The organism is Amycolatopsis pretoriensis, from assembly GCF_900107925.1.
GTDB classification, from domain to species: Bacteria; Actinomycetota; Actinomycetes; order Mycobacteriales; family Pseudonocardiaceae; genus Amycolatopsis; species Amycolatopsis pretoriensis.
Genome location: NZ_FNUJ01000008.1, coordinates 158,965 through 180,701 on the forward strand (window position 1 = coordinate 158,965; position 21,737 = coordinate 180,701).

The following is a 21,737-nucleotide window of genomic DNA, read 5'->3' on the forward strand; positions in this document are numbered from 1 at the left end:
ACTCCCGTTGTTGTGATGGGTGGCGCTTGCTGATCCCAGCAGGTCTAGGCCGGCACCCCGTCGGCGGGGGTGCTGACCAACGTGCCGATTCTTTCACCACTCACCGCGCGGGCGATGTTCCCCTCGGTGAGCAGGTTGAACACGATGATCGGCATGTTGTTGTCCATGCAGAGGCTGAACGCCGTCGCGTCGGCGACCTTGAGGTCCCGCTCCAGCACCTCGCGGTGGGTGATCTCGCGGAACATCTCGGCGGTCGGGTCGGCCTTCGGGTCCGCGGTGTAGACGCCGTCGACGGCCTTGGCCATCAGGACGGCTTCGCAGCCCAGTTCGAGCGCCCGCTGCGCCGCCGCGGTGTCGGTGGAGAAGTACGGCATGCCGACCCCGGCGCCGAAGATCACGACGCGGCCCTTCTCCAGGTGCCGCTCGGCGCGGCGCGGGATGTAGGGCTCGGCGACCTGGCCCATCGTGATGGCGGTCTGCACGCGGGTGGGCAGGCCTTCCTTCTCCAGGAAGTCCTGCAGCGCCAGGCAGTTCATCACGGTGCCCAGCATCGCCATGTAGTCGGCGCGGTCGCGGTCCATGCCGCGCTGCGAAAGCTCGGCGCCGCGGAAGTAGTTGCCGCCACCGATCACGACCGCGACCTGGACGCCGGTGCGGGCGACGTCGGCGATCTGCTGCGCGACCGAGTGGACGACATCCGGATCGACGCCGATCGAACCACCGCCGAACATTTCGCCGCCCAGCTTCAGCAGCACCCGCCGGTAGCCACCTTCGACCCGGTCACCCATCTATGTCGCCTCCTAGGCCCTCGACCGCTTCAGATCTTCTCTAGACCCGACAGTGCCCCGCCCCCGATGGACGGAGACGGGGCACTGTGGGTGTGAAACCTACGCCCTGGCCTGAGGTCAGGCCTGGCCGACCTCGAAACGCGCGAACTTGGTCAGCGTCACGCCGGCCTCGTCCAGGAGCGCCTTGACGGTCTTCTTGTTGTCCTTGACCGACGGCTGCTCGAGCAGGACGTTGTCCTTGTAGTACGCGTTGACCTTGCCCTCGATGATCTTCGTGAGGGCCTGCTCCGGCTTGCCCTCTTCACGAGCGGTCTTCTCCGCGATGGAGCGCTCGTTCTCGACGATCTCGGCGGGCACCTCGTCGCGGGTCAGGTACTTCGCGCGCAGCGCGGCGACCTGCATGGCGGCGCCGCGGGCGGCCTCGCTGTCGTCACCGGTGAACTCGACGAGCACGCCGACGGCCGGCGGCAGGTCCGAGCCGCGGCGGTGCAGGTAGGTCGCGGTCTGGCCCTCGAAGGCCACGACGCGACGCAGTTCCAGCTTCTCGCCGATGCGGGCCGAAAGCTCCTGGACGACCTCGTTGACGGTCTTGCCCTCGAGCTCGGCACCCTTGAGCGCCTCGACGTCGCTGGTCTTGAGGGACTTCGCGACCTCGACGATCTTCGCGGCGAGCGCCTGGAAGTCGGCGTTCTTCGCGACGAAGTCGGTCTCGGAGTCGAGCTCGATGAGAACGCCGCCGTCGCCGGTGACCAGGCCCTCGGCGGTGGCGCGCTCGGCGCGCTTGCCGACGTCCTTGGCGCCCTTGATGCGGAGGAACTCGACGGCCTTCTCGAAGTCGCCGTCGTTCTCCTCCAGCGCCTTCTTGCAGTCCATCATGCCGGCGCCGGTCATCTCGCGCAGGCGCTTCACGTCAGCGGCGGTGTAGTTCGCCATTCTGGTAAATCCGTCCTTTGCAGGAAATCTGTGGGTTGCTACGCCCGTGCGGCCGACCCATCGGGGCCGGCCGCACGGGCGGTGGGACATCAGGAGGAGGCGGTCGCCTGCTCGGCGGGCGTCTCGACCGGAGCGTCGACGGCCGCGGCGGCCTCGGTCGCGTCGGCAGCGGCGGTCTCGGAGCCGGCGAGCAGCTCCTTCTCCCACTCGGCCAGCGGCTCGTCGGCGGCGACGCCCGGCTCCGGCTTGGTGTCCGCGGAGGCACCGTTGCGGCTGGAGCGCTGCATCAGACCGGCGGCCGCGGCCTCGGCGACGACCTTGGTCAGCAGCGCGGCCGACCGGATGGCGTCGTCGTTGCCCGGGATCGGGTAGTCGACCTCGTCCGGGTCGCAGTTGGTGTCCAGGATCGCGACGACCGGGATGTTCAGCTTGCGAGCCTCGCCGACGGCGATGTGCTCCTTCTTCGTGTCGACGATCCACACGATGCTCGGCACCTTGGCCATGTCGCGGATACCGCCGAGGGTCTTCTCGAGCTTGTCCTTCTCACGGGTGAGCGTGAGGATCTCGCGCTTGGTGAGACCTTCGAAGCCACCGGTCTGCTCGCGCGACTCGAGCTCCTTCAGGCGCAGGAGGCGCTTGTGGACCGTCTGGAAGTTGGTCAGCATGCCGCCGAGCCAGCGCTGGTTCACGTAGGGCATGCCCACGCGCGAGGCTTCGGCCGCGATGGCTTCCTGAGCCTGCTTCTTGGTGCCGACGAACATGATCGTGCCACCGTGCGCGACGGTTTCCTTGATGAACTCGAAGGCACGGTCGATGTAGGTCAGCGTCTGCTGCAGGTCGATGATGTAGATGCCGTTGCGCTCGGTGAAGATGTAGCGCTTCATCTTCGGGTTCCACCGACGGGTCTGGTGCCCGAAGTGCACGCCGCTGTCGAGCAGCTGCTTCATGGTGACGACGGCCATTGCCGGAATCACACCTCTTCTGTGTCGCGCGCGCCCCGCTGGGACGCGCTGCTCGGTTTTGTCGCTCGCGGCCGGGTGGCCGTTCGCCCTGGTGCCCGTGGCGGAGCCCGGACCCTGAGGGGTGAGGAACCCCAGGGACCGCCGGACCCCGTGCGTCTCCCGCGGTAGGAAAAAATCGAGGGAACGCGCACGTGCACGCGAAGTCAGCCCGCTCACGCGGACCGCGCAAAAGATTCTACCCCCTGCCACCAGCCCCTCCCCCACCGGCGGCCGAGTTGTCCACACCGGCTCCGGAACGGCCCGAGTTGTCCACAGATTCGCGGCCGCGCCCCCACGCGGGAGTCCGGTGCCGCACGCTGGAGCCATGGAGTCGATCAACGGTTTCCGACGTGGCGCATGGGGCGCGATTGCCCTGGTCACGATGGGTTTTGTGCTTGTCGTCGCGATGCTCGCGTGGCCGTCCGCGACCGCCTGGCGGGCGACCGGCCCGGGTGTGTTCGTGGCGACGACCGGGCTGGGGATGCCTGACGGTGGATCCGGTGGGCAAGGGCCACCGCCACGGACGGGTGAGCCACCACCGGCGGCCGCGGGCGGGTGGATGGCCGAGCGCGCGAGAGCCGAGCTGCTGCCGGCGGCCGAGCCACCGACGCCGCTCGGCTCGACCCCGGCTCGGCCCATTTCGACCGAGCCGAGGACCACAGCGCTGGTGGCGACCCCGTCCCAATGGACACCGGCCGCTTGGACGATGGTGCTTGAGTCGGCCTCGCCCCAGCCAACCCAAGTCACGTGGACCATGGCGCTCGCGCCGGCCTCGCCCCAGCCACCCCAAGCCACGTGGTCCACTCCGGTCGCGCCAGGCCCGGCCCAGCCAACCCAAGTCACGCGGGCCACTCCGCGCGCGCCAGGCACGACCCAGCCAACCCAAGTCACGCGGGCCGTGGCGCTCGCGCCAGCGTCGCCCCAGCTGCCCCAAGTCACCTGGACCACTCCGCGCGCGCCAGGCATGGCCCAGCCAACCCAAGTCACGTGGAACATGACGCTCGCGCCAGCGTCGCGCCAGCCGCCCCAAGTCACGTGGGCCACTCCGCTCGCGCCGGGCCCGGCCCAGCCGGCCTCGTGGGCCACGGCGCTCCCGGCCCCGTCCGAGCCGGCCTCGGTCACGTGGACCTCGCCGGACTTCCCCCTGGCCGCGCCCCAGGGCCGGCTCTCCTGGCCGCTGTCACCCGTTCCGGTGGTCACCAAGTACTTCGACGCCCCCGAAACGCCCTACGGCGCCGGCCACCGGGGCGTCGACCTGGCCGCCGTCCCCGGGCAGGAGGTCCTCTCCGCCGATGCCGGGGTCGTCGTCTTCGCCGGGCTCGTCGGCGGGCGGCCCGTCATGTCCGTCGACCACGACGGTGGCCTGCGCACCACCTACGAACCCGTCGAGCCGAAGGTCGCAGTCGGCGATCAGGTCTACCGGGGGCAGGTGCTCGGGACCGTCCTCGCCGGGCACCCCGGCTGCGCGATCGCCGCCTGCCTGCACTGGGGCGTGCGGCGCGGTGACGAGTACGTCGACCCCCTCGCGCTCATCGGCGAGCTCGGCGAATTCCGCCTCAAGCCGTGGGGAGGTGGTCCGTGATCAGGAGCCGGTCTGCTCGACCAGCTTGGCGCGCAGCCGCATGACCGCCCGCGTGTGCAGCTGGCTGACCCGCGACTCCGTGACGCCCAGGACCTTGCCGATCTCGGCGAGGGTCAGGCTCTCGAAGTAGTAGAGGCTGACCACGATCTTGTCGCGCTCGGTCAGCTGCGCGATGGCCTGGGCGAGCTGGCGGCGGTTGTCCTGGTCGACGAGCACCGCGACCGGGTCGACGGCGTCGTCGTCGGGGATCGTGTCGACCAGCGAGCCGCTGTCCTTGCCCGCGGCCACCAGGTCCTCCAGCGCGACGACGCTGGTCAGCTGCAGCTGGCCGTAGAAGTCGCGCAGGTCGTCGAGGCCGATGCCCAGCTCGGTGGCGAGCTCGGCGTCGGTCGGCGTGCGGTTCAGGCGCGCGCCGAGCCGCTCCATCGCGCGCTCGGCCTCCTTGGCTTTGCTGCGGACCGCGCGCGGCACCCAGTCCTGCGAACGGAGGTCGTCGAGGATCGCGCCGCGGATCCGCTGCATCGCGTACGTCTCGAAACGCAGGCCGCGTTCGGGGTCGAACTTCTCGATCGCGTCGACGAGACCGAAGATGCCGGACTGCACGAGGTCACCGACGTCGACGTGGGTCGGCAGGCCGGTGCCGACCCGACCGGCGACGTACTTGACCAGCGGGGCGTAGTGCAGCACGAGCCGATCGCGCGACGCCTGGTCGGGGCTGTCGGCGAACTGCCGCCACAGCGCCGCGATCCCGGCGTCGACGTCGTAGCCGGCGCGCGGTTCAGCGGGCGCGGCGGCCTCACCGTGAGTGGTCACTCCGGCGGTTTCGGTCACGTGCGGTCCTGCGGTCATTGCACAGTCGTTCTCGGCATGCGGCTCAGTGTTGTCTCCGTGCTCGTGCGGATGCGCGTGCGCCGCCGGGCCCGCTGGTGACGACCCCGGCGAGACTCCCCGGGCCGCCTCAGGCCCTGGGGTGCGCTCGGTCATGGATCGCTTTCAACCGGTCGACGGTCACATGAGTGTAGAGCTGCGTCGTGGCAAGCGTAGCGTGACCGAGCAGTTCCTGAACGCTCCTGAGATCGGCACCCCCTTCGAGTAGATGCGTCGCCGCCGAATGGCGCAGGCCGTGAGGCCCCATGTCGACCGCTCCGGGCACCGCCGAGACGGCGTCGTGCACCACTCGCCGCACCGCTCGCGGGTCGACGCGTTTTCCCCGGACACCGAGGAAAAGTGCGGGCTCGACGCCGTCACCGGCGGTTTCCGCGACGATCTTCGGCCGTCCCTCGGTGATCCAGTCGTCCAGCGCTTCCGCCGCCGGGACGCCGAACGGCACCACGCGTTCCTTGCCGCCCTTCCCGAGCACTGTGACGACACGACGGGAGAAGTCCGCTCCACCGAGGTCCAACCCGCACAACTCGGACACGCGGATGCCGGTGGCGTAGAGCAGCTCGACGATCGCGCGATCACGCAGGGCGACAGGATCGCGTTCGGCGGCGCCGGCCGCCGACGCCTGCATGACCTCCCCCGCCTGCCCGGCGCGCAGCACCCCGGGCAGGGTGCGGTGCGCCCGCGGGGCGGCGAGCCGGCCGCCCGGATCGGTCGCGAGGACGCCGGTCCGGTGCGCCCAGGCGGTGAAGGTCCGCGCCGAGGCCGCCCGCCGCGCGAGCGTCGTCCGGCTCGCCCCACCGGACTGCTGGGCGGCGAGCCACGAACGCAGCCGCGCCAGGTCCAGCTCGGCGAGCCCACCCCCGCCGTCCACGACGAACCCCAGCAGCGACACCGCATCGCCGACGTACGCCCGGACAGTGTGCGCCGATAGGCCGCGTTCGAGCCCGAGGTGCCGTTCGTACCCGGCGACGACGTCCCGGACCGGCTCGGGCAGCGCGGCCCGGAGCGCGCGCAGGTCCGGACGGCGGCCCCGGCCGGGGTGTGATGGCGGCGGCATGGATGTCACGCTGCGCGAACATCCGCCTCCGGTCAAGGATCGCCACGCGGGCACACCGGACCAGCCGAATTCCTTCGACGATTTCGCCCGGATTTCGTGGTGTTCACGCGCTTTCCCTCCGTCGTCGCCAGCCCGCGTCCCCGCGGACGGCGAATCCGTCGATCTCCAACGCGGGCAGCAAGGCCCGCACTTTCCGCAGCGGCAGCCCGGATTCGGCCGCGATTTCGGAGTCCGAACGGTCGGCACGTGCGGCAAGCGCCTCGTAGGTGCGCAATGCCTCGGGGCCCAGCCGGTCGGTCGGGCGCTTCGGCCGGGCGTCCGGATCTTCGGCGATGCCGAAGCGTCCGACGGTCTCGAGGATCTCGTCGACGGTCGAGACGAGCGTCGCGCGCGAGTCGCGGATCAGGTCGTGGCAGCCGACGGACATCCCCGACGAGACGGGCCCCGGCACGGCCATGACCACTTTCCCGAGGGCGCCGGCGGTGCTCGCGGTGTTGCGCGCGCCGCTGCGCTTCCCGGCTTCGACGACCAAGGTGCCCTCGGTGAGGGCGGCGATGAGCCGGTTGCGGACCAGGAACCGGTGCCGGGCGGGCGGCGTGCCGGGCGGGTACTCGCTGACGACCGCGCCGCCGTTGCGGACGATCCGGTTCAGCAGCCCGACGTGCCCGGCCGGGTACCCGGCATCGACGGCGCAGCCGAGCACGGCGACGGTGACCCCGGAGGCGGCGAGCGCACCGCGGTGGGCGGCGCCGTCGATGCCGTAGGCCGCGCCCGAGAAGATGGGGACGCCCCGGGTGGCCAGGCCGTAGGACAGCTCGGCGGCGTGGTGCTCGCCGTACTCGGTGGCCGCCCGCGCGCCGACGACGGCGACGGCACGATCGGCGGCGGTGCCGAGCGCGACATCCCCGGTGACCCACAACGCCAGCGGCGCCACGGCTTCGGACACGCCACGGCGGGCCGCTTGGTCGAGGGCGAGCAGCGGCCAGGCGGGCCACTCGTCGTCTTCGGGGACGACGAGCCGAGCCCCGGCCGCGGCGGCCCGCGCGAAGTCTTGGCCGACTAGGTCGTACTCGCGACGCGCCTCGGTCGCTTTGAGGACTTCGGGTGGACAGTCGCCGCGACGGACCCGGGCGGCCGCGTCGACCGGACCGTGCGCGGCCACGAAGGCCGCCAGCGCGGCGGCTGGGGGTTCGGCGACCCGCAGGAGGTAGGCGCGGGCTCGCCGCAACTCGTCGGCGCTCATGCCGCCACCCGCTCACCAAGGGCCGCCGAGGAACCGACCGGGTGCGCAGCCGGGAGGACCTGTGGATCGGCCACTCGTGCGTACGGCCGGCAAGACCCATCGGCGCCCATCGCACCGCCGGGACTCACGACGCTTCGCCCGCCGACAACCGGCGCAAGCCGGCCGGGTCGGCCAGCGACAAGCCCGGGGACGCAGCTGCCGAGGACGGCTCGTCGAGGCTCGACCCGCCCCGGCTCGCGGACGGTCGAAAGCGAGGCGACCGGGCTTTCCGAGTCCCGGTGGTGCAGCTTGGCGAGCCTCATGCCGCCACCCGCTCACGGAACGCCAGCGCCGAGCCGACCTGGTCTGCTCCGGGGCGTTGCTCGCCGTCCAGGTCGGCCAGGGTCCAGGCTATTCGCAAGCACCTGTCCGCTCCTCGGCCGCTCAATGCCCCTCGGTCCATTGCGCGGTCCAGTAGCTGCGTTGCGTTCGGCGGCAGCGTGAACTTGCGTCTCAGGGCCGGGCCCGGGACCTCCGAGTTCGACCGCCAGCCGTACTCGCTCCAGCGTTGGACCGCGCGCTCGCGGGCCTGCAGTACCCGGGCGCGGACCGTTTCCGATGACTCCGCTCGGCCGAGGTCGTGTGCGCTGATCGCGGTCAACGGGCGTAAGCCGACTCGGAGGTCGACTCGGTCCAGCAGCGGGCCGGACAGGCGGCCCAGGTAGCGCCGGCGGGCTGTCGGGGAGCACACGCAATCCGCGTCCTTCGGTGGGGCGCACGGGCACGGGTTGGCCGCCAGTACCAGCTGGAACCGCGCCGGGTACGTGATCGCGCCCTTCACGCGGGCGATGCGGACCTCGCCCTCCTCCAGGACCGTCCGCAGGGACTCCAGGCATTGGCCGCCGAACTCGCACACCTCGTCCAGGAACAGCACGCCGCGGTGGGCTCGGCTGATCGCTCCCGGCATCGCGATTCCGCTGCCGCCGCCGATCAGGGCGGCGATCGAGATCGAATGGTGGGGTGCGACGAACGGTGGCACGGTGACCAGCGGGGATGACTTCGACAGCGACCCGTCGACCGAATGCACCGCCGTCACTTCTAGGGACTCGTCGGGCGACAACGGGGGCAACAAGCCTGGCAGCCGCTTCGCCAGCATCGTCTTCCCGACTCCCGGCGGGCCGGTGAGCAGGACGTGGTGGCCGCCCGCCGCCGCCACCTCCAGCGCCCAGCGGGCTTCCGGTTGACCGACCACGTCGGCCAGGTCGGGCACCTCGGGAGCCGGCGCCGGGGCGGCCGGGGCCGGCTTCGGGAGGTCCAGCTCGCCCTTCAACCAGGCCGCCAAGTCCCGCAGGTGCGGCGCTCCCGCGACCTCGATGCCGTCCACCAAAGCCGCCTCGACCAACGAGTCCTGCGGGACGACGGCGCGCTTGTATCCCGCGGAGCGCGCCGCCAGGAGGCCGGGGAGGATGCCGCGGACCGGACGGATCCGTCCGTCCAGGGCCAGTTCGCCCAGCAGCACCGTGCCGAGCAGCCGCGTTGCCGGTACGGCACCCGTCGCCGCGAGGATCGCCGCCGCGATGCCGAGGTCGTACGCCGAGCCGACCTTGGGCAGGTTCGCCGGCGAGAGCCCGAGGGTGACCTTGCCGTCGGGCCACGGCTGGCCCGAGTTGCGGATGGCGGAGCGGACGCGGTCCTTGGCTTCGCGCAGCCCCGCGTCGGGCAGCCCGACGAGGGTGACCCTGCTCAGCCCGCCACCCAGATCCGCCTCGATCTCGATGATCCGCCCGTCGATCCCCAGCAGGGCCGCGGACCAGGCTTTGGCGATCGGCATCAGAACGCCGCCTCGATGTGCTGGACGCGGGGGCGCCGGCCCGGCTCCGCGAGGATCGTCACCACGTCGTACCGGACCGGGCACCAGCCGATCCGGAACTCGCGCAGCCAGCGCTCGGCCGCTCGGCGGACCCGGCCCGCCTTCTCCTCCGTGACCGTCTCCGACGGCAGGCCGAACTCGGTGCCCGTGCGTGTCTTGACCTCGCAGAACACGACGCGGGCGCGGTCGGTGAGGATCAGGTCGATCTCGCCTTCGCGGCAGCGCCAGTTGCGGCCCAGCAGGACGAGGCCGCTGTCCTGCAGGTGCCGGGACGCGAGGTCTTCGCCCCACGCGCCCAGGTCGCGGCGGTGTCTCGCGAGCTGGTCGGTGCCCGTCATCGTGTCGCCCCCTCGTCGGTACGCCCGTCACCGGGGCGGTCCCGGCGATCACGGTGCGTGTGCGTTCGACGATGCCAGGGGGCGCCACGGCGAAACCAGGCCGGAATCGCCGGGCTGTGGACAACCGGGGGTATGTGGACAACTCGTCCACGGATCGCCGCGGGACGGCCGGGATTGTCGGTCGGGTGTGCTACAGGCGAAGAAAAACCGCGCCGGCTCGTCCAGGAGCGGACGAACCGGCGCGGTCGATGTGAACGGAGCTCAGCCCGAGAACGGACCGTCCTCGGGCAGCCTCAGGTCCGGCTTGTCGAGCTCTTCGACGTTGACGTCCTTGAACGTGATGACCCGGACGTGCTTGACGAACCGGGCGGGGCGGTACATGTCCCAGACCCACGCGTCGGACATGCGGACCTCGAAGTACACCTCGCCGCCGCCGTCGCGGACCTGGACGTCGACCGCGTTCGCCAGGTAGAACCGCCGCTCGGTCTCCACCACGTACGAGAACTGGCCGACGATGTCGCGGTACTCGCGGTACAGCGAGAGCTCCATCTCGGTCTCGTACTTCTCGAGATCCTCTGCGCTCATGAAATCCGCGCCCCTCCTCGGGCTCGTTCTGCTCCGGCGGAGCGTTCATTGTGACCCACACCCGCGCCCGGGGCATGCAGCGGCAGGCTGAGTTGTGGCTCGAGTGCCTCGTCGAGGACCGCGGTCAGGCTCGCCGAGGCCCCGGACTCCATCGCCTTCTCCAGCGCCGCGTAGGTCAGCACGACCGGCCGCGTCGGCCGCAGGCCGTGCTTGACGGCCACCGTCGCGACGTTCGTGTACGACCACCGGTGGACGTCGCTGGGGCCGTGCTCGCGCAGCGCCGCCAGGTGGTCGGACGTGCTGTAACCCTTGTGCACGTCGAAACCGTAGTGCGGGAGGTCGTCGTGGTGGCCCGCCATGATGCGGTCGCGCGTCACCTTCGCCAGCACCGACGCGGCCGCGATGCACGCCACCGAACGGTCGCCCTTGATCACCGCCGCGTTCGGCGCCGTCAGGCCCGGGACGCGGAACCCGTCGGTCAGGATGTAGCCCGGCGACACGCGCAACGCCGCCGCGGCGCGCCGCATGCCCTCCAGGTTCATCACCCGGATGCCGTAGAGGTCGACCTCGGCCGTCGGGATGACGATCACCGAGTAGTCGACGGCCCGCTTGAGGATCAGGTCGTAGACCCGGTCGCGGGCCTTCGCCGTCATCAGCTTCGAGTCCGTCAGCTCGGTGAGCTTCGCGTCACCCTGCTTGAGCACGCAGGCCGCGACCACCAGCGGCCCCGCGCACGCCCCGGCGCCCGCTTCGTCCACACCGGCGACCGGGCCGAGGCCACGGCGGTCGAGCGCGCCCTGCAACCCCCAGAAGAGGTCGCCGCGCACCACGGCCCGCGGCGGCCGGATCGGCTCGGCCGCGGTGAGGGGAACGGGAAGAGTCAAGGCTGGATCACCCGTCTGCCGACACGGATCGGGGTGGCTAGCGTTTCCGGCGCAGTCCGGACTTGAGCTTGCGCCCCAGGAAGAGCGTCGGCCACGCCGCCGCGATCCCGGCGCCGAGCGGGATACCGCTCTGCCAGGCCGGCGCGCCGAGGGCCGCCGGCTGCGCGGCTTCCTGCGGGTTGTGGTCGGTGATCCCGCCCCACCGGCTCGGCGGCAGGACGATGATCCGCGCCTTGCCGATGATGTTGTCCACGGGGACCGCGCCGTTCACTCCGCCGCCGCCCTGGAACCGGGAGTCGTCGGAGTTGTTCCGGTTGTCGCCCATGACCCACACCGTCCCGGCCGGGACCTTGACCGGGTCGAACGGGCGCTCCGCCTGGTTGTCCGCGTTTTCCCAGTAGACGTAGGGCTCGTCGAGCCCCTTGCCGTCCACCACGACCCGGCCCTGCGTGTCGCAGCACTGGACGGTCTGGCCGCCCACCGCGATCACGCGCTTGACGAAGTCGCGCTCGTCCGGCGGGGCGAACCCGACCAGCGAGCCGAGACCGCGCAGGCCGCGGACGACGATGTTGCTCGACTCCTGCGGCGGGATCTCGTTGTTCACCCACGCCGGCGGGCCCTTGAACACGATCACGTCGCCGGGGGACGGCTCGGTGAAGTCGTAGGTGACCCGGTCGACGAGGATCCGGTCGCCGGTGCAGCCCGGGCACCCGTGCAGCGTGGCCTCCATCGACCCCGAGGGGATCATGAAGACCTTCGCCAGGAATGTCTGGATCAGGATCGTGAGCACCAGGGCGATCACGAGCAGGATCGGCAGTTCCTTCCAGAACGACCGTTTCTTGGCGGGCTTGGCTCGCCGCCGGCGGGATCCCCCGCGCTCCTCGGAGCGGGACAGCCTTGGCTTGTCCTCTTCGGAGCGATCGGGGTCATCCTCAGGAGCGTTCTGGGACACGGGTTCGGCCACGTCGTCAGGCTACCGGTAACCGGGTTGTGACTCAGTTAGCCGAGGCCGTCTCGCGGTTCTCGCGGCGCTCCTTGATCTTGGCCTTCTTGCCGCGCAGGTCGCGCAGGTAGTACAGCTTCGCGCGCCGCACGTCACCGCGCTTGTGGACCTCGACCTCGGCGATGTTCGGCGAGTGGACCGGGAAGGTCCGCTCCACGCCGACGCCGAAGGAGATCTTGCGAACGGTGAAGGTCTCCCGGATGCCACCGCCCTGACGGCGGATGACGACGCCCTGGAAGACCTGGTTGCGCTCGCGGTTGCCCTCGATGACGCGGACGTGCACCTTGAGCGTGTCGCCCGGGCGGAAGTCCGGGATGTCGGAACGCAGCGACTGCTTGTCCAGCGCGTCCAGGGTGTTCATCGGTGGTCCGTCCTCGTCTTCGTATGGCTTGCGTACACGTCCCGGGCGCGCAACGGTCACGCTGCGGGCGACCCGGGGGCTGATGGCGGGCTCGTGAACGAGGAGGTCCACTCACGCCAACCTGTCAAGTATCGCAGACGGCGGTTCGGGCGAACGAACCGGCCCTATGCCTGCCCGGGGTCCAAGCCCTCCAGGACCCCGCGATCGTGCTTGTCGAGACTACCTTCCGGCAGCGCGGCCAGGAGATCGGGGCGGCGCCGGGCGGTGCGTTCGAGGGCCTGGTCGCGGCGCCAGCGGTCGATCAGCGCGTGGTTGCCGGAGCGCAGGACGTCCGGCACGGCCAGCTCCCGCCACACCTCCGGGCGGGTGTAGCTGGGCCCTTCGAGCAGGCCGTCGGAGAAGGAGTCCTCGGCGGCCGAACGCGCGTTGCCGAGCACGCCGGGCAGCAGCCGGACGACGGCTTCGACGATGACCAGCACGGCCGCCTCGCCACCGACCAGCACGTAGTCGCCGATCGACACCTCGTCGACGGGCATCCGGCGCGCGGCGTCGTCGACGACGCGCTGGTCGATGCCCTCGTACCGGCCGCAGGCGAAGACCAGGTGCTTCTCCGCCGCGTAGGCGTGCGCGAGCTCCTGGGTGAACGGCTTGCCCGCCGGCGTCGGCACGACGAGCCGCGTCGCTTCGCCGCAGACGTCGTCCAGCGCCGCGCCCCAGACCTGCGGTTTCATCACCATGCCGGGGCCGCCGCCGTACGGGGCGTCGTCGACCGCGCGGTGCACGTCGTGGGTCCAGTCGCGCAGGTCGTGCACGCCGACCTCGATCAGGCCGCGGTCGATCGCCCGGCCCAGCAGCGCGGCGCGCAGGGGGTCGAGGTACTCGGGGAAGATCGTGACGACGTCGATGCGCATCTCAGGCGTCCAGGAGCCCTTCCGGCGGGTCGAGCACGACCCGGCCGCCCGCGACGTCGACCGTGGGGACGATCGCGCGGACGAACGGGACCAGCACGTCCCGGCCGTCGACGTCGAGTTCCAGCAGCTCGCCCGCGGGCGAGTGGACGATCTCGACGACCTTGCCGACGACCGTCCCGTCGGCCAGCTCGGCCCGCAGGCCGGCCAGCTCGTGGTCGTAGAACTCGTCGGGGTCCGAAGTCGGCGGCAGCGTGTCCGTGTCGGCGAGCAGGAGCGCTCCCCGCAGCGTCTCGGCGACGTCGCGGGTCAGCACCTCCTCGAAACGCACCAGCAGCCGCCCGCTGTGTTCGCGGGCGGCTGCGATGGTGAGTTCCCTCTTGCTGCCGTCACGCAGCTTCGTCGTCACGGCCGCGCCGACCTTGAACCGCTCGTCCGGCGAGTCCGTGCGCACGTCCACCGCGAGTTCCCCGCGGATGCCGTGCGCCTTGGCGATGCGGCCGACTACGACGTCCATCCTGACCGTTTTCCGAAAGGGGCTCAGCGATCGGTGTCGACGACGTCCACGCGGACGCCGCGGCCACCGATGCCGCCCATGACGGTGCGCAGGGCGGTCGCCGTGCGACCACCCCGGCCGATCACCTTGCCGAGGTCGTCGGGGTGCACGTGCACCTCGAGCGTGCGGCCACGACGAGTGGTCAGCAGCTCGACCCGGACCTCGTCCGGGTTGTCGACGATCCCGCGCACCAGGTGCTCGAGGGAGTCAGCCAGAAAGCTCACTCGGCCTTCTCACCCTCGGCGGCTTCGGCCTTCTCGGCCTCGGCCTTCTTGGGGGCGGACTTCTTCTTCGGCGTGGTGGCCTCGGTGGAGGGCTCCTCGCCGGCGGCGGCCAGGGCCGCGTTGAACAGGTCCTGCTTGGACGGCTTCGGCTCGGCCACCTTCAGGGTGCCCTCGGCGCCCGGCAGGCCCTTGAACTTCTGCCAGTCACCGGTGATCTCCAGCAGGCGCTGGACCGGCTCGGTCGGCTGCGCGCCGACACCCAGCCAGTACTGGGCGCGCTCGGAGACGACCTCGATCAGGCTCGGCTCTTCCTTCGGGTGGTACTTGCCGATCGTCTCGATGGCCTTGCCGTCCCGGCGGGTGCGCGCGTCGGCGACGATGATGCGGTAGTACGGCGCACGGATCTTGCCGAGGCGCTGCAGCTTGATCTTGACGGCCACGGGTGTGGGTTCTCCTCGAGTCTCTCTGGTGCTGGGCTGGGCGCACGCGAGCCGAGTGGGGACACGGACGCGGGCACCCGAAGGTCAGGAGCTTTCGCACGGTGAGAGGGTCCGGCGGAAGCAGGCAGTGACCCATTCTGCCAGACGGCGCCCGCGCCCCTAGAAAGAGGCCACCCCGAGCGCCCCGAGCAGGATGGTCAGCGCCGGGAGGAAGTTGTTCACCTGGTGCGCGACGATACTGGCCGGCAGCCGCCCGGTGACCAGCCGGGCCAGGCCGATCGGCACCGCGATGACCAGCAGCAACGTCGTCCGCAGCGGCTCGAGGTGGCTGGCCGCGAACACCGCCGTCGACAGCAGGAACGCCGCGACGCGGCCCCAGCGCTCGCTGCGCCACTGCAGCTGTTCGGCGGCGCCCCAGAGCAGCCCGCGGTAGATGATCTCCTCGCAGATCGGGCCGAGCAGCCAGAGGTAGACGAACATCACGATGGCCGCCGAGATCGACATCTTCCGGTCTTCGACCAGGGCGCTGATCGCCGACGTCGCGTTCGCGTTGCCGACCAGCCGCGTCCACAGGTAGGCGCCGAGGGTGGTGAAGACGAGCCCGACGCAGCCGTAGCGGAACCCGGTCTTCACGTCGGCCCAGCGCCACTCCAGCCGCAGGTCGGCGACGGGCCCGTTGCCGCGCAAGTAGGTGATCAGCACCGCGACACCGGCCGCGATCATCGTCGGCAGCATCGTGCCGAGCAGCACGACCCGGATGGGCAGCGGGCCGGGGCCGGTGTCGCCGACCAGCACGGAGACGAACGCCGCCGACGCCAGCAGTGTGGCCTCGACGAGCAGGAAGGCCCCGAAGCCCCACCGGTGCCGTCGTGGGGGCTCGAGGAACGCGGCCGGCTCCTCGGGTTCCGGCAGCGCGTCGGAAGCCGGGTCCCGGGGCTGGGAAGTGGTCACGCCTGGCCCTCCGCGGTCGCTCGGCTCCTGACGACGAGCCTAGCGGCCGCGATGTGATCGCACAGTGTCCGTCCGACTACTGTGCACGATTCTCGCAACACCCTCAGTGCGCGACGAACAGCAGCACCGCCGGCGGCAGGTTGTTGGCCGCGTGCGCGATCACCCCGGCGCTCACCCGGCCGGACAGGTGCCGGGCCAGCCCGATCGCGATGCCCTGGCCGATCAGCGCGATCGTGCGCGTCGGCTCGCCGTGCAGCTGGGCGAACACGACCGAGGTGAGCAGCAGCACCACCCACGGCGGGACCCGGTGGAACGCCAGCGCGTTCCACAGCGTGCCGCGGACCAGCAGCTCTTCGGTGATCGGCGCGCCGGCGATGACGATCACCGCGGCGAGCACCAGCCAGACGGTGTCGCCGTCGAAGGTGTCGGCGAGGTCGCTCAGCGGGCTGTCGGAGACGTCGTCGGCGCCGTAGACGGCGATCAGCACGAGGTTGAGCCCGTAGCCGACGACCAGCGCGAGCGCGCCGCAGGCGAGGCCGATCCGGACGTCGCGCCAGGTCGGCTTCAGCCCGAAGTCGGTACGCAGGCCACTCCCCCAGGTCCACGAGCCGACCGCCGGGCCGAGGCCGAGCAGCAGGTTGGGCACGAACGCCAGGAGCAGCAGCGGGCCGATGTCGTGCAGTTCGAGGGGGTCGAACTCGCCGACGTTGCGGTTGACCGCCGCGGCGATGAGGAGGTTGATCAGGTAGTAGCCGGCGATCCCCGCGAAGAACGCCACGAAACACCAGTGCGCCCCCAGCACGCGCCGTGCGCCGTCGTCGTCCGTCACGGGCCCAACGCTAAAGTGCCGACCCCGCAAGGAAAACGGCGGGGTCTACGCGTACACCACTCCGCCGAGCACGATGTGCGAAGGGTGCCGCAGGACGCCCAGGTCCTGGCGGGGATCGCTCGCGTAGACGAGCAGGTCGGCGGGCGCGCCGTCGGCGATGCCCGGGTGGCCGAGCCAGTCGCGGGCCGCCCACGACGCGCTCGCCAGCGCCGCCTCGCGGGTCATGCCCGCGCGGTGCAGCGCCTCGATCTCGTCGACGAGCCGGCCGTGCTCGACCATGCCGCCCGCGTCACTGCCCGCGAAGACGCGTACGCCCGCTTCGATGGCCGAAGCGACCATCTCGCCGACGCCGGCGTGCAGCGCCCGCATGTGGTCGGCGTAGGCCGGGTACTTGCCCGCCTTGTCCGCGATGCCCGGGAAGTTCTCGATGTTGATCAGCGTCGGGACCAGCGCGACGTCGTTGCGCGCCAGCTCCGCGAGCTGGCCGGCGTTCAGGCCGGTGCCGTGTTCGAGGCAGTCGATGCCCGACGCGATCAGGCCGGGCAGCGCGGCTTCGCCGAACACGTGCGCGGTGACGCGGGCGCCGTTGTCGTGCGCGACCTTGACGGCCTCGGCCAGGACGTCGTCCGGCCAGAGCGGCGCGAGGTCGCCGGCGCCGCGGTCGATCCAGTCGCCGACGAGCTTGACCCAGCCGTCACCGTCGCGGGCCTGCTCGGCCACGGCGTCCGGCAGCTGCGAAGCGTCCTCCAGCTCGATGCCGAGCCCGGGGATGTACCGCTTGGCCAGCGCGAGGTGCTGCCCGGCGCGGATGATCGTCGGCAGGTCGGCGCGCCGCTGCAGCGGCCGGACGTCGATCGGCAGCCCGCAGTCGCGGATCAGCAGCGTCCCCGCGGCGCGGTCGGTGAGCGCCTGCTCGGTCGCCTCTTCGAGCGAGACGGCCCCGCCGACGCCGATGCCGGGGTGGCAGTGCGCGTCGACCAGGCCGGGCACGAGGAAGACGTCCCGGCCCAGCGTCTCGGCGTCCAGCACCGGCTCGAACGAGATCCGGCCACCGGAGATCCAGAGGTCCCGGGACTCGCCGCCGGGCAGGACCACCCCGGCGGCGTGGAGCGCCGTGCTCAATTGTCCTTCGGGTTCTTCGGCAGCTTGAACTTCGACGGGTCGAAGCCCGGGACGTCGTTCATGCCGCCCAGCTGCGAGAGGTCGGGCATGCCACCCGGCATCTGCCCGCCCGGGGGCAGCATCGGCATGCCGCCGGGGAAGCCGCCGCGGACCTTGGGCTGCGTCGGGCCGCGGCCCTTCTTGCCCTTCTTGCCCTTGCGGGACTTCGAGCCGCCCCCGCCGCCGAAGCCGAACCGGCCGGCCATCTGGGCCATCATCTTGCGGGCCTCGAAGAACCGGTTGACCAGGTCGTTGACCTCGCGGACGGTGACCCCGGACCCGTTCGCGATGCGCAGCCGGCGCGAGCCGTTGATCATCTTCGGGTCTTCGCGCTCGGCCGGGGTCATGCCGCGGATGATCGCCTGCAGCTTGTCCAGGTGCTTGTCGTCGACCTGGGCCAGCTGGTCTTTCATCTGGCCGGCGCCCGGGAGCATGCCGAGCAGGTTGCCGATCGGGCCCATCTTGCGGACCGCGAGCATCTGCTCGAGGAAGTCCTCCAGGGTGAGCTGGCCGCTGGACAGCTTCGCCGCGGCCTTCTCGGCCTGGTTCTGGTCGAAGGCCTGCTCGGCCTGCTCGATCAGGGTGAGGACGTCACCCATGCCGAGGATCCGCGACGCCATCCGGTCCGGGTGGAAGGTGTCGAAGTCCTCGAGCTTCTCGCCGTTGGAGGCGAAGAGGATCGGCTGGCCGGTGATCTCGCGGACGCTCAGCGCGGCACCACCGCGGGCGTCGCCGTCGAGCTTGGTGAGCACGACGCCGCTGAAGCCGACGCCGTCCTGGAACGCCTGGGCCGTCGTCACGGCGTCCTGGCCGATCATCGCGTCGACGACGAACAGGACCTCGTCCGGCTCGACGGCGTCGCGGATGTCCGCGGCCTGCTTCATCAGCTCTTCGTCGACACCCAGGCGGCCCGCGGTGTCGACCACGACGACGTCGTGCTGGGCGTGCTTGGCCTCGGCGATGGCGCGGCGGGCGACGTCGACCGGGTCGCCGACGCCGTTGCCGGGCTCGGGCGCGAAGGTGACTACGCCGGCGCGCTCGCCGACGACCTGCAGCTGCGTGACGGCGTTCGGGCGCTGGAGGTCGCAGGCGACCAGCATCGGCGCGTGGCCCTGCTTCTTCAGCCACAGCGCGAGCTTGCCCGCGAGCGTCGTCTTACCGGCACCTTGCAGACCGGCGAGCATGATCACGGTCGGCGGGTTCTTCGCCAGGTTCAGCCGGCGCGTCTCGCCGCCGAGGATGCCGACGAGCTCCTCGTTGACGATCTTGATGACCTGCTGCGCGGGGTTGAGCGCCTGCGAGACCTCGGCGCCCTTCGCCCGCTCCTTGATCTTCGCGATGAAGGTCTTGACCACGCCGAGGGCGACGTCGGCCTCCAGCAGCGCGATGCGGATCTCGCGCGCGGTGGCGTCGATGTCGGCGTCGGACAGCTTGCCCTTGCGCGTGAGCGTCTGAAGGGCGGCGGTGAGCCGATCGGACAGGGTGTCGAACACGGGTGTGCACGCTCCAGCTGGGGTCGAGAGTGGCGCGCCGGACGAGGCCGGCCCCTCCGAGGGTAGTCGCTCCGGGTCTCCCGCCTCACGGGTACGCGCGCTTTGTACGTGTGCGTGTACTACCTCAACGCCGGATTTCCGAAAATGGCTGGATACTCGCCCGATTTTTGGTAAACATACGTGTATGACCTCCGCGACCAGAGCCCGTCCGTCGCTCGCCGAGCCCACCACCGACACCGACGAGCCGGTCCCCCTCCGGCGGATCGCCGGCCTGTTCCGCGCGCACCGCGGTCCCCTCGGCGCGCTGTTCGCGCTGATCGTCGTGCAGGCCGGGCTCGGCGTGACTTCACCGTTCCTGCTGCGCGAGATCCTCGACGACGCCCTGCCCCACCGCGACACGCTGCTGCTGAGCCTCCTGGCGGGCGGGATGATCGCCTGCGCCGTCGGCAGCGCGTCGCTCGGCGTGGCCACCACCGGGCTGTCCAACACGATCGGGCAGCGCGTGATGAACGAGCTGCGCGTGGCGGTCTACGGCCACCTGCAGCGGATGTCCCTCGGCTTCTTCACCCGGACGAAGAGCGGCGAAGTGCTCTCGCGGGTGTTCAACGACATCGGCGGCGTCGACAACGTCATCACGACGACCGCCGGGTCGATGGTCCAGAACCTGACGACGACGACCGCCATCACCGTCGCACTGATCTTCCTCGACTGGCAGCTCGCGGCGCTCTCGCTGATCGTCGTCCCGCTGTTCCTGCTGTTCACGCTGCGCCTCGGCAAGAAGCGGCGGAACCTGGCCCGCGGCCGGACCCGCCGGATGGCCCGGCTGACGACGATGGTCGAGGAGTCCCTCTCGGTCACCGGCGTCCTGCTCGCCAAGACGATGGGCAACGAACGGGCGATGCGCGAGCGGTTCGGCGAGGAGTCGCGGGAGATCGCGTCCCTCGAACGAGCGGCGGCGCTGGCCGGCCGCTGGCAGATCGCGTCGCGGGCGATGAGCCTGACGGTCATCCCGGCGCTGGTCTACTGGATCGCCGGGCTGGCGCTGGCGGGCGGCGCGTCCCCGATCTCGCTCGGCACGGTCGTGGCGTTCACCAGCATGCTCAACCGGCTGGTCGCGCCGGCCAGCGCGATGCAGACCATCGGGCAGAACGTGGCGACGTCGAAGGCGCTGTTCGGACGAATCTTCGAGGTCCTGGACCTGCCGGTGGAGATCGGCGACAAGCCCGGCGCGGGCACCCTCGACGTGCGCCGCGGCGACGTCGCCATGCGGGGCGTGTCGTTCCGCTACGACGACGAGGGCCCGCTGACGCTGCAGGACATCGACCTCGATGTCCCAGCCGGGACGACCACGGCGCTCGTCGGCTCGACCGGGTCCGGCAAGACGACGCTCGCCTACCTGGTGGCGCGGCTGTACGAGGTGAGCGACGGGACGGTGACGATCGACGGCACCGACGTCCGCGACGTCACCCTGGCCTCGCTCGCCGCCGGGGTCGGGATGGTGTCGCAGGAGACGTACCTGTTCCACGACACCGTCCGCGAGAACCTGCGCTTCGCGAAGCCGGACGCGACCGACGAAGAGATCGAGGCCGCCGCGAAGGCCGCGCACATCCACGACACCCTGTCCGGGCTGCCCGAGGGCTACGACACCGTCGTCGGCCAGCGCGGCTACCGCTTCTCCGGCGGCGAGAAGCAACGGATGGCGATCGCGCGGATCCTGCTGCGCAACCCGCCGGTGCTCATCCTCGACGAGGCGACCAGCGCCCTCGACACCCGCACCGAACGCTCGGTGCAGGCGGAGCTCGACCGGCTCGCCGCGGGCCGCACGACGCTGACGATCGCGCACCGGCTGTCCACTGTGGAGCACGCTGACCAGATCGTCGTGCTGCACGAGGGCCGGATCGTCGAACGCGGGACGCACGACGAGCTGCTGGCGCGCGACGGGCGTTATGCCCGGCTGGTTCGAGGAACCGCCTAATCTGGGGCCATGCAGCCCGAACCCGACGTCGCCGCGCCGGTCAGCGCGGACCCCGAGCTGGCCGAGCTGGCCCACCGGGTCCGCGAAGGCGTCGGGCGGCTGAACTGGCGGATGCGCGCGGAGCGGGACCTGAGCGGCCCGGGCCCGGCGGTGCTGGCGGTGCTGAGCCGGCTCTACCGGGCGGGCACGCACACGCCGACCGAGCTGGCCGAGGCCGAACGGCTGCAGCCGCAGTCGCTGACGCGGATCCTCGCGTGGGTGACCGAACGCGAACTGGTGACGCGCACCCCGGATCCCGCGGACGGACGCCGGTCGCTGGTGAGCATCACCCCGGCCGGCCTTGCGGTGCTGCGCGAGTACAGCATCCGCCGCGAGCGCTGGCTGGCCGGCGCGATCGAGGCGACGCTGTCGCCGACCGAACGGCAGCTGCTGAGCCTGGCATCGGAGCTGATGCTGCGGGTGGCGGACGCCTAAAGCCGCCGCGGAGACCCCTCGATCCCTCCACGGCGGCTTCGGCGTTCGCGCCGCCTCCCCGCGGTGCGATGCGGGTTCCGGGAACGGGCCGCTCCTCCGTCGGCCCGCCCCGGAACCCTGGTCCCCGGACGGCTCACCTCCCCAGGGGCCGTCCGGTTCTCCCCCCTGCCGGCGGTCCGGTACCCGCTGGCAGGACGAAGTCTGCCGCGGCCGGGTA

General features: G+C 71.3%; 23 protein-coding genes. 3 read left to right on the forward strand and 20 right to left on the reverse strand.

Going from position 1 to position 21,737, the window contains the following annotated elements; all coding sequences use genetic code 11:
* Window positions 1-44 precede the first annotated feature (44 nt).
* The 3 genes from pyrH to rpsB all read right to left on the reverse strand — a co-directional run bounded on the left by pyrH (window position 45) and on the right by rpsB (window position 2,683).
* Window positions 45-788 (reverse strand): UMP kinase, encoded by a 744-nt coding sequence (gene pyrH, locus BLV96_RS34175; RefSeq protein ID WP_003065595.1) that lies wholly within the window; start codon window positions 786-788, stop codon window positions 45-47.
* Between the two features lie 117 nt (window positions 789-905).
* Entirely contained in the window at window positions 906-1,721 is an 816-nt protein-coding gene (gene tsf / locus BLV96_RS34180; RefSeq protein ID WP_086680547.1) for a translation elongation factor Ts, read from the reverse strand.
* Between the two features lie 89 nt (window positions 1,722-1,810).
* Window positions 1,811-2,683 (reverse strand): 30S ribosomal protein S2, encoded by an 873-nt coding sequence (gene rpsB / locus BLV96_RS34185; protein WP_086680545.1) that lies wholly within the window; start codon window positions 2,681-2,683, stop codon window positions 1,811-1,813.
* A 1,033-nt stretch (window positions 2,684-3,716) separates the two neighbouring features.
* Here rpsB and BLV96_RS34190 point away from each other — a divergent pair.
* Window positions 3,717-4,304 (forward strand): M23 family metallopeptidase, encoded by a 588-nt coding sequence (locus BLV96_RS34190; RefSeq protein WP_086680543.1) that lies wholly within the window; start codon window positions 3,717-3,719, stop codon window positions 4,302-4,304.
* Here the strand turns inward: BLV96_RS34190 and BLV96_RS34195 are convergent, their stop codons facing one another.
* The 17 genes from BLV96_RS34195 to ffh form a co-directional block, all read right to left on the reverse strand.
* Entirely contained in the window at window positions 4,305-5,153 is an 849-nt protein-coding gene (locus BLV96_RS34195; RefSeq protein WP_086680541.1) for a FliA/WhiG family RNA polymerase sigma factor, read from the reverse strand. It abuts the gene before it with no gap.
* Window positions 5,154-5,262: 109 nt separating this feature from the next.
* Window positions 5,263-6,246 carry a tyrosine recombinase XerC gene (locus BLV96_RS34200; protein WP_086680539.1) on the reverse strand — a complete coding sequence of 328 codons (984 nt, stop codon included), beginning with the start codon at window positions 6,244-6,246 and terminating at the stop codon, window positions 5,263-5,265.
* A gap of 103 nt (window positions 6,247-6,349) precedes the next feature.
* Complete coding sequence (gene dprA / locus BLV96_RS34205) at window positions 6,350-7,489, reverse strand: DNA-processing protein DprA (RefSeq protein ID WP_086680537.1); 1,140 nt, start codon at window positions 7,487-7,489, stop codon at window positions 6,350-6,352.
* A 298-nt stretch (window positions 7,490-7,787) separates the two neighbouring features.
* A complete protein-coding gene (locus BLV96_RS34210) occupies window positions 7,788-9,299 on the reverse strand; it encodes a YifB family Mg chelatase-like AAA ATPase (protein ID WP_086680535.1) in 1,512 nt (503 codons plus the stop codon).
* Window positions 9,299-9,676: a YraN family protein gene (locus tag BLV96_RS34215; protein WP_086680534.1), complete on the reverse strand. Its 378-nt coding sequence runs from the start codon at window positions 9,674-9,676 to the stop codon at window positions 9,299-9,301. The genes BLV96_RS34210 and BLV96_RS34215 overlap by 1 nt, the downstream gene beginning before the upstream one ends.
* Window positions 9,677-9,937: 261 nt before the next feature.
* The gene (locus BLV96_RS34220) at window positions 9,938-10,261 is read right to left on the reverse strand and encodes a DUF2469 domain-containing protein (protein WP_003096226.1); all 324 of its coding nucleotides are present in this window, start codon (window positions 10,259-10,261) and stop codon (window positions 9,938-9,940) included.
* Window positions 10,258-11,091, reverse strand: coding sequence for a ribonuclease HII (locus BLV96_RS34225; protein WP_086680532.1), 834 nt, complete (start codon window positions 11,089-11,091; stop codon window positions 10,258-10,260). The genes BLV96_RS34220 and BLV96_RS34225 overlap by 4 nt, the downstream gene beginning before the upstream one ends.
* A 91-nt stretch (window positions 11,092-11,182) precedes the next feature.
* A complete protein-coding gene (gene lepB, locus BLV96_RS34230) occupies window positions 11,183-12,109 on the reverse strand; it encodes a signal peptidase I (RefSeq protein ID WP_086680530.1) in 927 nt (308 codons plus the stop codon).
* A gap of 31 nt (window positions 12,110-12,140) precedes the next feature.
* The gene (gene rplS / locus BLV96_RS34235; RefSeq protein ID WP_086680529.1) at window positions 12,141-12,509 is read right to left on the reverse strand and encodes a 50S ribosomal protein L19; all 369 of its coding nucleotides are present in this window, start codon (window positions 12,507-12,509) and stop codon (window positions 12,141-12,143) included.
* 164 nt (window positions 12,510-12,673) lie between these two features.
* Window positions 12,674-13,420: a tRNA (guanosine(37)-N1)-methyltransferase TrmD gene (gene trmD, locus BLV96_RS34240; protein WP_086680527.1), complete on the reverse strand. Its 747-nt coding sequence runs from the start codon at window positions 13,418-13,420 to the stop codon at window positions 12,674-12,676.
* 1 nt (window position 13,421) lies between these two features.
* Window positions 13,422-13,934 (reverse strand): ribosome maturation factor RimM, encoded by a 513-nt coding sequence (rimM, locus tag BLV96_RS34245; RefSeq protein ID WP_086680525.1) that lies wholly within the window; start codon window positions 13,932-13,934, stop codon window positions 13,422-13,424.
* A gap of 23 nt (window positions 13,935-13,957) precedes the next feature.
* On the reverse strand, window positions 13,958-14,197 hold the full coding sequence (locus tag BLV96_RS34250; RefSeq protein ID WP_003103110.1) for an RNA-binding protein: 240 nt from the start codon (window positions 14,195-14,197) through the stop codon (window positions 13,958-13,960).
* On the reverse strand, window positions 14,194-14,637 hold the full coding sequence (gene rpsP / locus BLV96_RS34255) for a 30S ribosomal protein S16 (RefSeq protein WP_086680523.1): 444 nt from the start codon (window positions 14,635-14,637) through the stop codon (window positions 14,194-14,196). Before rpsP ends, BLV96_RS34250 begins: the two co-directional genes overlap by 4 nt.
* 159 nt (window positions 14,638-14,796) lie before the next feature.
* Window positions 14,797-15,588 (reverse strand): CPBP family intramembrane glutamic endopeptidase, encoded by a 792-nt coding sequence (locus BLV96_RS34260; RefSeq protein ID WP_086680521.1) that lies wholly within the window; start codon window positions 15,586-15,588, stop codon window positions 14,797-14,799.
* A 103-nt stretch (window positions 15,589-15,691) separates the two neighbouring features.
* The gene (locus BLV96_RS34265) at window positions 15,692-16,417 is read right to left on the reverse strand and encodes a CPBP family intramembrane glutamic endopeptidase (protein WP_086680519.1); all 726 of its coding nucleotides are present in this window, start codon (window positions 16,415-16,417) and stop codon (window positions 15,692-15,694) included.
* A gap of 45 nt (window positions 16,418-16,462) precedes the next feature.
* Window positions 16,463-17,539: an amidohydrolase family protein gene (locus BLV96_RS34270; protein ID WP_086680517.1), complete on the reverse strand. Its 1,077-nt coding sequence runs from the start codon at window positions 17,537-17,539 to the stop codon at window positions 16,463-16,465.
* Window positions 17,536-19,071: a signal recognition particle protein gene (gene ffh / locus BLV96_RS34275; protein ID WP_086680515.1), complete on the reverse strand. Its 1,536-nt coding sequence runs from the start codon at window positions 19,069-19,071 to the stop codon at window positions 17,536-17,538. Before ffh ends, BLV96_RS34270 begins: the two co-directional genes overlap by 4 nt.
* Window positions 19,072-19,255: 184 nt before the next feature.
* Here ffh and BLV96_RS34280 point away from each other — a divergent pair, with 184 nt between their 5' ends.
* Window positions 19,256-21,046, forward strand: coding sequence for an ABC transporter ATP-binding protein (locus tag BLV96_RS34280; protein ID WP_086680513.1), 1,791 nt, complete (start codon window positions 19,256-19,258; stop codon window positions 21,044-21,046).
* A 9-nt stretch (window positions 21,047-21,055) separates the two neighbouring features.
* Window positions 21,056-21,520, forward strand: a complete 465-nt coding sequence (locus BLV96_RS34285; protein ID WP_086680511.1) for a MarR family winged helix-turn-helix transcriptional regulator — start codon at window positions 21,056-21,058, stop codon at window positions 21,518-21,520.
* Window positions 21,521-21,737 lie beyond the last annotated feature (217 nt).